The sequence below is a fragment of the Acinetobacter sp. WCHAc010052 genome, from assembly GCF_002165295.2.
Taxonomy (GTDB): domain Bacteria; phylum Pseudomonadota; class Gammaproteobacteria; order Pseudomonadales; family Moraxellaceae; genus Acinetobacter; species Acinetobacter chinensis.
On the sequence record NZ_CP032143.1, the window covers coordinates 2243305 to 2256396 of the forward strand.

General features: G+C 43.8%; 12 protein-coding genes. 3 read left to right on the forward strand and 9 right to left on the reverse strand.

Annotated features, from left to right (window positions below; translation table 11 throughout):
- Positions 1 to 190: 190 nt before the first annotated feature.
- Positions 191 to 1396: a DUF1615 domain-containing protein gene (locus CDG61_RS11175; protein ID WP_087512512.1), complete on the forward strand. Its 1206-nt coding sequence runs from the start codon at positions 191 to 193 to the stop codon at positions 1394 to 1396.
- Positions 1363 to 2034 carry an HAD-IB family hydrolase gene (locus CDG61_RS11180; RefSeq protein ID WP_087549219.1) on the forward strand — a complete coding sequence of 224 codons (672 nt, stop codon included), beginning with the start codon at positions 1363 to 1365 and terminating at the stop codon, positions 2032 to 2034. The genes CDG61_RS11175 and CDG61_RS11180 overlap by 34 nt, the downstream gene beginning before the upstream one ends.
- 57 nt (positions 2035 to 2091) lie before the next feature.
- Here CDG61_RS11180 and CDG61_RS11185 read toward each other — a convergent pair whose 3' ends face one another.
- A complete protein-coding gene (locus CDG61_RS11185; RefSeq protein ID WP_087549220.1) occupies positions 2092 to 3186 on the reverse strand; it encodes a fatty acid desaturase family protein in 1095 nt (364 codons plus the stop codon).
- Positions 3187 to 3200: 14 nt separating this feature from the next.
- Complete coding sequence (locus CDG61_RS11190; protein WP_087549221.1) at positions 3201 to 4265, reverse strand: ferredoxin reductase; 1065 nt, start codon at positions 4263 to 4265, stop codon at positions 3201 to 3203.
- 142 nt (positions 4266 to 4407) lie between these two features.
- On the opposite strand from CDG61_RS11190, the gene fabR reads away from it, so the two are divergent.
- The gene (fabR, locus tag CDG61_RS11195; protein WP_087512508.1) at positions 4408 to 5100 is read left to right on the forward strand and encodes an HTH-type transcriptional repressor FabR; all 693 of its coding nucleotides are present in this window, start codon (positions 4408 to 4410) and stop codon (positions 5098 to 5100) included.
- A 24-nt stretch (positions 5101 to 5124) separates the two neighbouring features.
- Here the strand turns inward: fabR and CDG61_RS11200 are convergent, their stop codons facing one another.
- From CDG61_RS11200 to thiE, 7 genes are all read right to left on the reverse strand, one after another.
- Positions 5125 to 5958 (reverse strand): alpha/beta fold hydrolase, encoded by an 834-nt coding sequence (locus CDG61_RS11200; protein WP_228199568.1) that lies wholly within the window; start codon positions 5956 to 5958, stop codon positions 5125 to 5127.
- A gap of 156 nt (positions 5959 to 6114) precedes the next feature.
- The gene (gene rapA / locus CDG61_RS11205; RefSeq protein ID WP_087512507.1) at positions 6115 to 8952 is read right to left on the reverse strand and encodes an RNA polymerase-associated protein RapA; all 2838 of its coding nucleotides are present in this window, start codon (positions 8950 to 8952) and stop codon (positions 6115 to 6117) included.
- Positions 8953 to 9095: 143 nt separating this feature from the next.
- The gene (locus tag CDG61_RS11210) at positions 9096 to 9740 is read right to left on the reverse strand and encodes an RluA family pseudouridine synthase (protein ID WP_087549222.1); all 645 of its coding nucleotides are present in this window, start codon (positions 9738 to 9740) and stop codon (positions 9096 to 9098) included.
- A gap of 132 nt (positions 9741 to 9872) precedes the next feature.
- Positions 9873 to 10577, reverse strand: a complete 705-nt coding sequence (locus CDG61_RS11215; protein WP_087549624.1) for a phosphopantetheine-binding protein — start codon at positions 10575 to 10577, stop codon at positions 9873 to 9875.
- 21 nt (positions 10578 to 10598) lie between these two features.
- Positions 10599 to 11015 carry a GlcG/HbpS family heme-binding protein gene (locus CDG61_RS11220; protein WP_087549223.1) on the reverse strand — a complete coding sequence of 139 codons (417 nt, stop codon included), beginning with the start codon at positions 11013 to 11015 and terminating at the stop codon, positions 10599 to 10601.
- Positions 11016 to 11091: 76 nt separating this feature from the next.
- Complete coding sequence (gene hemL / locus CDG61_RS11225; RefSeq protein ID WP_087549224.1) at positions 11092 to 12387, reverse strand: glutamate-1-semialdehyde 2,1-aminomutase; 1296 nt, start codon at positions 12385 to 12387, stop codon at positions 11092 to 11094.
- Between the two features lie 38 nt (positions 12388 to 12425).
- Positions 12426 to 13049 (reverse strand): thiamine phosphate synthase, encoded by a 624-nt coding sequence (gene thiE, locus CDG61_RS11230; RefSeq protein ID WP_087549225.1) that lies wholly within the window; start codon positions 13047 to 13049, stop codon positions 12426 to 12428.
- Positions 13050 to 13092 lie beyond the last annotated feature (43 nt).

Genomic DNA, 13092 nt, shown 5'->3' on the forward strand with positions numbered 1-13092 from the left:
CAGGTATAACGGGCTCTGAAAAGCCTGATCAGCAACGACAGCTATATATGCTATATATACAGAACAGCCAGCCAAATCATTTGACAGATTCTGCCATGCAATATACATATATATTCTGAACTTTTATTGCCGGCATAGTATACTCCGTCTGCACTTTTGGCTCATTTATTTAGGAACGGTTTTTCACAGCATGAAAAAAAGTTTTTTGACAGGCTCTCTGAAATCTCTATCAATTCTGTCATTGTCCATTGGAATTACAGCCTGTGGTGATAATTCCTGGTGGTCTAAAAATAATGAGCCAACACTTGAAAGTGAACAGATCCGTAAACTGATTCCTGCACGGGTCAGTGATCGTCCGTCCTGGGCAAAAGATATTTACGATATTACAGATCAGCTCGGTATTCCTCAGACCAAAGAAAATATCTGCACCATTGTTGCAGTCGTTGATCAGGAATCCAATTTTGTTGCTGATCCGCAGGTACCTGGTCTGGGTGAAAAAGCAGTCCGTGAAGTTCAGGATCGTCTGGAAGAAAAGTTTAAAGATAAACTGGGAGACTCCATAGGGGGAACGGTTGCAGGATATTTTCAGGATGTACTGAAAAATCAGCCCAGCCCAGAAGACAATTATTTAAGTCAGATGCGCAGAGTCAAAACAGAGCGTCAGCTGGATGAACTTTACCGTGAAATTTTTGACTATATGTCCAAGCATTATCATGTCAGTGCATTGACTGGTGCAGCCCGACTGGTTGGTCAGGACATTGGTGAAAAGCTGAATCCAATTACCACACTGGGGTCAATGCAGGTACATATCGGATACGCAAAAGACCATAAACGTCAGGGTGGCAACATTGCAGCACTGAGAACAGACATGTACAGTCAGTATGGCGGTTTATATTACGGTATCCACCGTCTGATGATGTATCCTGCTGACTATGACAAGCCTCTTTACAGATTTGCCGACTACAATTCGGGTCGTTACTCCAGTCGAAATGCCGCGTTCCAGAGCATGCTGAATGATCTGACCACAGCTGAACTGACGCTCGATGGAGACCTGTTGCTTTACAACAAAGATGGTTCACCACGTGCGACCAAGAGTGAATCTGAGCGGGAGCTGACCAATGTATTTGCAACCCATAATATTCTGGTGACTCCGCGTCAGATCCGTTCCGATCTGAAAAAAGAAAAAGATCAGGACTTTGAAAAAACAGCGACATACAGAGCAGTGACCAAGCTGTATCGGGAAAAAACAGGTAAAGACGCTTTTTATGCAATTATGCCTCAGGTCGTGATTTCAGGCCCCAAACTGAGTCGTGACTATAATACCAACTGGTTTGCCACACGAGTAAACGGACGTTATCAGACATGTATGCAACGGGCAAAACGAATAAAAATTTAGCACTTTTTGACTTTGATGGAACACTGTACAACAAAGACAGTTTTACAGGGTTTATTTTTTATGCCTTAAAAAAACGGCAGATTGTGCGTCGGGGCATTAAAATTATTCCCTGGGTTCAAGCTTATTATTTAAATATCTACCCTGCCCATGCCATGCGGGCAAGACTGTTCAATGTGATGTTCAGAAATGCTGATTTCAGTGAAATACAGGCACTTGCTCATGAATATGCCAAAGAACTTCCTGCACATTTCAACACTGAATTGTTCAGACAGCTGTTACAGCATCAGCAACAGGGCGACGATGTTGTGCTGGTATCGGCATCGGTCAGTCTGTATTTAAGCGCTGTCTGTGAAATGCTGGATATTGACCTGATCTGTACTGAACCTGAAATTAAAAACGACAAACTGACGGGACTTTACAGCACAGCAGACTGTAGCTGTGAACAGAAAAAAATCAGAGTCACAGACAAATACGATCTGTCCAGCTACAGACATATTTATGCTTATGGTAACAGCCATGAAGACCTGGACATGCTGGAACTGGCACATCATCCTTATATGGTGGGTGAAAGCTCTCAGCTTCCTGCTTTACGCACTCAGTTCAGCATTACTGATCGGGAGACAGATGAAGCAGTCTGAACCTGTTTCATCTGTAACCCATATAAAAAACCACCAGTTTGCAGGTGGTTGTTTTATTTATTTTTTGAATGGAAATGCGTATTTCACGATCCGTTTTATGACACTGCCGTACTGTTTGAACAGACTCGCATTATTATAATTCAGACCATATTTTTCACAGACAGCCTGCACTTTCGGTGCCATTTTACGGTAACGTCTTGCTGGAATATCCGGATATAAATGATGTTCAATCTGATGACTTAAATGCCCCGTCAGAATATGAAATGCTTCAGAGCCTGTCAGGTTGGATGAACCACGGATCTGACGCATGTACCAGTGTCCACGGCTTTCATTCTGCATAACAGATTTCGGAAAAACTTCCACATCCTTGGTAAAATGACCGCAGAAAATAATACTGAAAGTCCAGACGTTACGGATACCGTTTGCAACCAGGTTTCCGGTCAATACCGGTAATGCCGCAGGTCCTGCTATTAAAGGGAAAAACACATAATCCTTAAACAGCTGTTTCGTCATTTTGCGCTGTAAAGGTTTCCATTCTTCCATAAATTCTTTTTTGGTTTTTTTGCCATAAAGCACCCGACCAATTTCAAGGTTCTGAATAGCAACACCCCACTGAAACAATAAACAGAAAGGAATACTGTATAACGGCTGCAGCAAATAGCCAGGTTTCCAGCGCTGTTCAGGAAACAGTCGGATCAAACCATAGCCGATATCATCATCCATACCTTTGATGTTGGTATAGGTATGATGTTTAAAGTTATGGGTCTGACGCCAGTTATCCGAAGTTCCTACAATATCCCACTCATAGGTCGCACCCTGAAATTTAGGGTCATTCATCCAGTCATACTGACCATGAATCACATTATGCCCCAGTTCCATGTTTTCCATGATTTTGGCAAATCCAAGCAGTCCTGTACCCAGCAGCCACATCGGCGGTAACCATCCCGCAAAAAGACAGGCACGACCTGCAATGGATGCATAGCGGATTGTGGAATACACTTTGCGGATATACTTAGCGTCTTTTTCCCCAATATCATCCAGCACTTCCTGCTTAATGGCATCCAGTTCTTTTGCCAGTGCATCCAGTTCAGTCTGCGTCAGCTCTCTGTTTTTCGGATTTTTAAAATATTGAAATTTTACAGGCATATTCATGATGTATATCTCTCTTAAAGATCAATGACGAGGTCAGTCTGAGCTGAATTGACACAAATTTTTAAAGCACTGCCAGGTTCATGGTGATGCTTACCGTTTGCCATATCCTGAGTTGTTCCCTGAACTTTCGAGCAGACACACTTATGACAGACACCCATACGGCATCCGTGTGCTGGTTTAATATTCTGCTGTTCCAGACCAACCAGAATGGACTGTCCTTTAGGTATCGCTACTGTTCTGTCTGAACGGGTCAGCGTCACATTGACAAAACCGGTCTCACCGCCGTCAAACTGACTTAAACTGAATGATTCTGTTTTCAGTCGTGCAGCCTGAGTAAACATTTTTTCAACTTCTGCTGAAAACCCTGATGGTCCGCAGGCAAACACTGTACCTGACTGCATGTCACCCGCCGCAGCGTGATGTGTTTCATTGATCCGTGAATCCCCTTCCTGGGTGTAGAAAAACTCACAACTGAAATCTGAATACTGCTCTGCCCATTGCTCAAACTGCTGTTTAAAAGCCACATCTGCATAATGTTTCACCCAGTACAGCAGTTTTATTTTCTTTTGAGAGAGCTGTTTTTTCTGGTGCAGGTCGTTCAGCAGGCTGTACATAGGAGTGATTCCACTGCCGGCTGCCAGCAACAGTACCGAATCTGTTCCTGTCTGCTGTAATGTCATATCACCATAAGGCTGTCCAAACTCAAGAATATCACCGGTTTTTGCCTGTTCAGTCAGCCAGTGACTGACTTTTCCTTTTTCAGTTTTTTTTACGGTCAGCAATACGTGATGTACATCGAGCTGAGTCAGACTGTAATTACGTTCATAACGCACACCTTCAATGCTGACAAAGACCGGGTGATGCTGTCCTGCCTGTCCTGCCTGAAAATGACGGTTTGTCTGCAGCGTCAGACTCACTGTATCGGCAGCTGCCTGATGAATCTGCACAATTTTTCCTAAAGCCTGGTGAACAGACCACACAGGATTTAATTTCTGCAACCAGAAATTAACGGTATGACGGTCTATCACCCCTTCGGCAAACTCTTTAAACAATGAGCTTCTTTTTTCAGTCATCTGCATAGCACGGACCACGTTGCTGTTGATTTTTAATTATTATACACATGTATATATATTTGTATATATATTCGTATTGTATCCATTCGTTTCACAACTGTGTCTGCTCGGGCTATAATGCGGAAATGTCTCTAATCCATTGAAAAATATGATTCAGTCTTCGATTAATACAAATATTGACACTGTTGCTGAACAGCAGACGCACAGAGAACCTGTGACGGTACGTACCGTTGGACGCAAAGCAACCATTACAAAAGAAGAACTGTTTCAGGCTGCACTGAATTTAATTGGACCTCAAAAAAGTATTTCATCTCTGAGTCTGCGTGAAGTCGCACGTGAGGCAGGAATTGCTCCAAACAGTTTTTATCGACATTTCAAAGATATAGATGAACTTGCTATTGAACTGATAGATCGGGCCGGTATTGTTTTACGTCAGATTCTGCATGAAGCACGTATTAAAGCTTCCCGTCAGAACAGTATTATCCGCAGTTCTGTAGAAGTTTTTATAGAACAGCTGGATGCTGATGAAGGCAATCTGAGTCTGCTGCTGCGTGAAGGATTTACTGGGTCACGGTCATATAAACAGGCGGTTGAACGTCAGCTCAATTATTTTCAGCAGGAACTTCAGGATGATCTGATTCGACTGGAACGACTGAACAACAGCAAAATTGCCCATCCTGAACTGGTTGCAAAAGCCATTACCCAACTCGTTTTTAATATGGGTGCAAAAGTAATTGATGTCCCTGTGGCTGAACGTACTGAAGTTGCAGAACAGACCATGATTATGATCCGTATGATTTTAGAAGGCGCGCGTCATCTGGATGAAGCTCAGTTTCAGTAAGCCTGATCAAAATTAAGTTAAACTTTAAGCATTCATTTCGATAATACTTTTAACTTTCTGTGCCGTCATTTCAGGCTGTTCCAGTGGAAACATATGACTGCCATCTACTACGCTGAACTCAATACCATAGGTTTTTTTCATGCCTTGCGGTAAACCCTGCTTATAAAAATGACTATGCGTCGCTGTAATTAAATGCACGGGCACATCTGGTGCCTGTCTTGGAGTTCTCCACCACCAGGCAGGCACAGTACGGAAGATATCTGCCTCAACCTGTTTTGGAATGCTGAGAGTTACACCGCCTCGCTGTTCATCTGCCCGAATACCATGAGCAAAATAATCATCAAAACACTGCTGATCAAAGTTTTTAAATAAACGGTTATTCCGTAATGAGGTATATGCCGTTTCCAGATCTGACCAGTGATCATTGCGTTTCAGGGTAATAGCTGCTGGCGTAATTTTATCTACAGCTTTGAGTTTCAGTTTTTGCATCGCTTCGAACAGGGCAGATTTTGAACCAATCACAAAAGGTGGATCCATAATCACCAGCTGTGAAAACAGATCAGGGCGTTTATAAGCTGCCATTAAAGTCACTAAAGAACCAAAAGAATGCCCTAAGCCAATCACCTTCTGCTTTGGAAACTGCTGTTCAATATCTTCAATCACCTGATTGACCAGATGCTCCCATGTATGGGTCACAGGAAAATCAGGACTCATACCAATCAGGGGAATTGCTTTCAGTTCATAATTGTGACCAAAACTCTGAAAAAATTTTTGATAGCTTGCAGATGGAATACCATTGGCATGCGTAAAATGCAGCGCAAATTTTTCAGTGTTGTCCAGAATCATGATGAATGCCATTTTCCATGTTGAATCAACATACGTTAATACAGTTCTTCCGAACTGTAATTGCCTTTGACTGATATTTTTATGTAGAAGAAGTCATACCGTTCTGTCACTTAAAAAGTGCTGACACAAAAAAAAGCTCCCTCAGGAGCTTTCTTATATATTCGCGTTTTAAGGCTTCACTACAACCAGAATCTGAATTGCTTCTGGTGTTACAGATAAGCCATCCAGCAGGTTCAGACCTTCTTTCTGGAATTTCTGTAAGCGGGCAATTTCATCTTCACGGATACTTGGATTGAACTGCTTCAGATAGCTTAAACGGTCAATTTCATACTGCCATTTAGAACCATAGACTTCTTTAGCCTGCTGTGTCAGTTCAGGTAATGAACCTTTTGCAATATCCAGTGCCTGTGAATAACGCTGTTCAATCACTTCACGGCGTGCTTTTACCACCTGACGGCAACTGTTGCCATCCAGATGATGCAGATAAGGTTTCAGAATCTCAGGATTAATTTTCGCAGAAAGATCCTGTCCCGTTTCACTCAGTAACACCCGAATCAGCTGCTGAGGCAGACTGGACGGTAAATTGAGCGCTTTAGGTGCAACCACATCCACCTTGAACCAGACTTCCATCAGGATTGTACCCTGCTTCAGTGCGCCAGATTTCAGCAGTGCAACATTGGTGCTACCGAATGACTGAGTACTGATCATTTCCATTACACTCTCAGTGAATGGATGTTCAAGAGTCAGATACTGTGCATCTTCACGTGTCTGAGCCTGATCACGGTAGAAGGTCACGGTCATACCGTCTTCATCCAGTGTCAGTCCCTGTACCTGCATCTGGTCAGTTGGTTTAATGATGACTGTACCGTTGCTTTGCTCATCAAAATCAATGTTGGTGGAAGCCATAAAACGCTTCATGAACATAGGCAATGTAGAATTATCATCATAGCTTTCCATTGCCTGCACAATTTCCTGTGCCACAACTGGACGGCATGAATTATATTCAAGCAGACGGTCACGCCCCGCCTGAAGTTCTGTTTCCAGTGCTTCACGCTGAACACTGACTGCTTCAAGCAGATCTTCAAATTTCTGACCCTGATCTGACAGCAGACAGTCTTTCAGATCAACAATAAAGTTTTCCTGTAAGGTCTGTGCAGCAGGTGAAATATTACTGAAAATGTTCAGGGCTTCGTTATACCAGCGGAACATACGCTCCTGAGCAGTTCCAGTCAGATATGGCACATGAATCTGAATACGGTTTTCCTGACCAATACGGTCAAGACGTCCAATACGCTGTTCAAGCACATCTGGGTTAGCAGGTAAATCAAACAGAATCAGGTCAGAGGCAAACTGGAAGTTCCGTCCCTCAGAACCAATTTCAGAGCACAGTAAAATCTGTGCACCATAAGAGTCTTCAGCAAAATAAGCTGCTGCCTGATCACGCTCAAGCAGGCTCATGCCCTCATGGAACATGGCAGTACGGATACCGGCATGTATACGCAATACATTTTCAAGTGCTTCCACAACAGGACCACTGCGTGCAATCAGCAGGACTTTTTTATGTTTTAAATCTGTACGCAATCGCTCCATGAGCCACATGACACGAGGATCTGATTCCATCCAGGCACCATCCAGCTGGGCTTCTTCCGGCCACATCTGTTCACGCAGTTTGCCATCTTTAGACCAGTTTTCTGGCGCTGGCAACGGTGCCGGCAGGCAGTCACGTCCAGGGAAGCCCTGAATCGCCTCACGTGTATTACGGAACAGAATACGACCTGTGCCATGACGGTCAAGCAGTTCATGAATCGCACGGTAACGCTGTTCTGGTTCATCGCTGATACGATGTCCCAGTAATGTTTCAACCGCATTCAGATGTTCTTCTTCAAGCGGGAAATCTGACATCAGTACTTCTGCGATTTTTGCAGTATGCTGATACTGTTCTTCTTCATCCAGGAAGCGGTCAAGTGAACTGAAACGCTGTGGATCAAGTAAACGTAAACGGGCAAAATGACTTTCCACACCCAACTGTTCAGGTGTTGCAGTCAGTAACAGTACACCTGCTGTCTGCTGTGCAAACTCCTCCACCAGATCATAACGGTCATTACCGCCTTCTTCTTCACTCCACATCAGATGATGTGCTTCATCCACAACGAGTAGATCAAAACCGGCAGCAATCGCCTGCTCACGCAGATCATCATGGTCAATCATCAGATCCACAGACGCAATAATGCACTGCTCTGTCAGGAATGGATTCTGTTCTGGATCATGCTCTTTAATGGATGCTGTACGTGTCAGATCAAACAGTGAGAAATTCAGGTTGAAACGACGACGCATTTCAATCATCCACTGATACTGAAGTGAGTCAGGAACCAGAATCAGAATACGCTCTGAACGACCTGTCTTGAGCTGCTGATGAATAATCAGACCCGCTTCAATGGTTTTACCCAGACCAACTTCATCAGCTAAAAGAACACGGGGAGCAAAACGCTGTCCCACTTCATGGGCAATATACAGCTGGTGCGGGATCAGTCCTACACGGGAACCGATCAGACCACGTAAAGGGCTGACTTTCATGCCCGCCTGCATCATCAGTGCTTCAATACGCAGGTCATACCATTCTTTATAGTCGACCTGGCTTGCAAGCAATCTGTCCAGCGGTTTTGCCAGCTGAATGGTTGCGCCAATTCGGGTTTCATTTAAGGATTTGCGCTCATCCGTACCATCTTCAAGTTTACGGAAAACGTTATAACGGACTACACCATGACGGTCTTCAAGTGACTCTACGGTCCACTTGTTACCTTCCTGATCCTGAACTTCATCATTCACATTAAATATAATGCGTGACAAAGGTGCATTGTTCCGTGCATAGACACGGGTTTCATCACTTTTGGGGAATAAAATGCTGACCGATCGTTCATCTACATCAATAAGAACTCCCAGACCAAGCTCTGTTTCTGTATCAGATAACCAACGTTGACCAATAGCAAACTGCTGCAATTTTTCCACCTTTTTTCAGAAGTTAGGACTGCGATTTCTGAGCCATATACCTGTTCGGTATTTGATCAAATAATCCCGTCTTTAAGCAATGTATTTTGACACAAAGCCCACTAAAAAGTGAGCAATATTAGTAAGTATTCATGAAGATTCATTTAAAAAGGGACTGCGCAGTGAAATTCAACCTTTTCACCACTGACAGGATGACTGAAACTCAGATAAGCAGCATGCAGACAGAGTCTTTCTGCCAGTGACTGCTGTTCCTCAGTTGCATACAGCGTGTCCCCAATAATCGGGTGTCCCAGGTACTGCATATGAACCCGTAACTGATGCGATCTGCCGGTAACAGGTGTCAGTTCCACCCGTGTGACTGGCTGTCCCTGAATTTCAGAATGCTCCACTGCTTTCCACAAAGTCAGTGCAGTTTTGTTGTGTTCAGGGTCGGCAATATGTAAAGGAGGATGAGCAGGATCGTACACTACAGGAACACTGATCTCACCCTCACCTTCAAGTCTGCCTGCAACCAGTGCCTGATAAGTTTTGGATGTCTGTCTTTCCTGGAACTGTCTTGAAATACTGTTCTGACCTGTTCTGGACAATGCAAATACAAGAATGCCAGAAGTATCACGGTCAAGACGGTGAATCAGAAGTGTTCTGGATTCTGTTTTCAGAAGCCTTGAAATCACGCAGTCCTTTAAGTCTTCAGTTTTACCTGGAACAGTAAGTATTCCTGCTGGTTTGTGAATAACCATGAAATCTTTATCACGATGAATCAGATGTTCAGTTAGAAAATTACTCAAAGTTCAATCCAGGCTGATCATAAAAACAAGGCGGCAATGATAGAAAGCCTGACACAGAATTACAATGCACAATGCTTCTTTTCCCGACGGATTTTCCGATTCTGACAAAAAATAATTTCAATTTGCTGAAAATTAAAACTCAGCTTTCAAAAGATGGAAAAGTTGTCTCAGTGAATTGTTCTGTTCAAAGTCTTCATAGCTGATTCCCGCGCCATTGGCACGCCATAAACCGATCAGACTGACCATCGCTACAGAATCCAGTCCATACTGACGTAAATCAGTTTCTGGATCAATTTCCAGTGGCTCCATATCCAGCTGTTCAGCCACAGCCAGCAGAATTCCTTTATAAGAAAGAATTTTTTCTTTCGGTGCGGACAAAGACCACAGTCTGGCAACGGTGTGACTGTTCATGTGATGAACATACTGCTGGGTCATATTTTCAACCCATTGAATATGCTGTTCCTGATTTGCCAGCTGAATTGCATCATCCACAAGGCAGACTTTATCTGTAATGCTTTTCAGATGTAACAGCAGCGGCTTAAGCTGAGGACTGATCAGTCCTGAAATAATAAGCTGCTTACGCTGAGTCATCTGTTCACCCAACTGCATCAGACCTTGAATATTCTGCTGATATGAATAATCAACCACTGGGATTTCAAGTGCTTTTGCTCTTTTGAGTGTATGCAGCATGTTGTGATTCAGTTCCGACTGTTCCCAGTCCGGCAAAAGACGCAGTTCATTCAACCCTGCAACCAGCAGTACACTTTCCTCAGAGAGTAAAGTCCATTTTGCCAAAGATGGGCTGAGCTGAATCTTTTTGGGCATTGCATACAGCATACTGACCGAACCTAGACCCAATTAATCAGCTAAAGCCAGGAAAACCTGAATGGCATGACGGGCAATCTCTGCATCCTGCTCAGATTTGACACCAGAAACACCCACAGCTCCAACCAGCTGCTCTTTATAAAGAATAGGTTCTCCACCTTCCAGCATACCTGAAACACTGTTGACCGTTAAAAAACCCAGCTGACCATCTCTGACCAGTTCTTCAAACAGTCCTGATGGACGACGGCTCGAAGCTGAACATCGGGCTTTTTCAATACTCAGACCCGCTGTCATCGGTGATGCACCATCCATTCTTTTCATTGCCATGAGACTGCCCGTATCGTCCACGACTGCAATACTGACATTGAATTCTTTATCTACTGCAAACTGGTGAGCACGCGTCAATAAAAATTCAGCATCTTCCAGGGTCAGATAGTGTTTAGTCTTCATCACAGCATATTCCTCAATCCAATAGAAAAGCCCGCAGCAGATGCCACGGGCTTAGTTTAATCGAATTTTTGAGGGCTTAGACTTTCATTTCAGCAAAAGTCTCTTTAGCTGCCTGAATTGTGAACTGAATGTCTTCTTCTGTATGTGCTGCTGAAATAAATCCAGCTTCAAATGCAGAAGGAGCCAGGTTGACCCCACGTTTCAGCATGCCGTGGAAAAATTTACGGAAAGCATCCACATCACACTTCAGAATATGATCAAAACTGCTGATTTCAGTCTGATCTGTAAAATAAAGACCAAACAGACCACCAGCCTGCTGAGTAAAGAATGGAATGCCTGCTTCATCCGCTGCAGCCTGAAGACCTTTCAGCAAGCTGTCCAGACGGGCAGACAACTGTTCATGGAAACCTGGCTGACGTAACATTTCAAACATTTTGATACCGGCACGCATTGCAAGCGGGTTACCTGACAGCGTTCCTGCCTGATAAACACCACCTAAAGGTGCAATGCATTCCATAATTTCACGCTTACCGCCAAACGCTCCAACAGGAAGTCCCGCACCAATAATTTTACCTAAAGTGGTCAGATCCGGCTTTACGTTGTAATAAGCCTGCGCACCACCCAAAGCCACACGGAAACCCGTCATCACTTCATCAATGATAAAGACTGAACCATGCTCATCACACTGTTCACGAATTGTTTCAAGGAAACCATGGAGCGGTTTAACCAAGTTCATATTCCCTGCAACAGGTTCAACAATCACACCTGCAATCTCTGCACCAAACTTGGCAAAACAGGCTTTTACTGCCTCAATATCGTTATACGGCAAAGTCAGAGTGTGTTTGGCAAAATCAGCAGGAACACCTTTGGATGTCGGTTCGCCCATCGTCAGCATACCCGATCCTGCTTTCACCAGCAGTGAATCTGAATGACCATGGTAACAGCCTTCAAATTTTACAATCATGTCACGACCGGTATAGCCACGCGCCAGACGGATTGCAGTCATGGTTGCTTCAGTACCGGAGTTGGTCATACGAACCAGTTCAATAGATGGCATCACTTCACAGATAATATCTGCCAGTGTGGTCTCATGAACCGTCGGTGCACCAAAACTTAAACCATCCACTGCAGCTTCCTGAACAGCTTTTACAATTTCAGGATGTGCATGCCCAAGAATCATCGGCCCCCATGAACCGACATAATCCACATAGCGCTTACCATCTACATCATATAGATAAGCACCTTTCGCCTTTTCAATAAATACGGGAGTTCCACCAACACCGTTAAATGCTCTTACAGGAGAATTTACTCCTCCTGGAATATGTTTACTGGCTTGTTTAAACAATTGTTCCTGCTTGGCAGATAAAGTCATGAAAATTCTCGGCTTAATAATTCAAATCACAAAATAACTCAGGCTTTATGAGCGGAAAACAACTCTGCCCATTCCTGAGTTCGGACAGTTACACCTGATAAAGAGCGACCTAATATATCACTAATCACTGCACAAAAGTCTGCACCTGCTTCAATCACTTCTGCTGAATTTTCAACAGTTAAGCCACCGATCGCACAGACTGGCACATCAAATTTTTCTTTTGCCTGTTTTAAAGTTTCAAGCCCGATATTTCCAGCCTCTGGTTTCGTTTCTGTGGCAAAAATTGCGCCAAAAGCCACATAATTTGCGCCATCGGCTACAGCCTGTTCTGCAAGTTCAATCGAGTTATTACAGCTGCGTCCAATCAGGACACCTTTAGGTAAGCGCTGAACTGCTTCTGCAACAGAGCCATCACCCTGCCCCAGATGCACGCCCACACCGTACTTCACAGCAGTTTCAAGATCATCATTAATGACGAAAGGGACTTTATATTGCGCACACATTGACTTCATGTATTCAATTTCATAAGCCTGATCTTCTTTAGCCACTTTTTTACGACGGTACTGTAATACCGCTACATCATAAGTCGCCATAGCACCTTCGAGCTTTGCCAGTAAAAGTTCGATAGGATCATCATTAGTAATCAAATACAGACCACGCATATTTTAAACCGCTGTCAAAACAAAACCTGATTTTAACCCGATT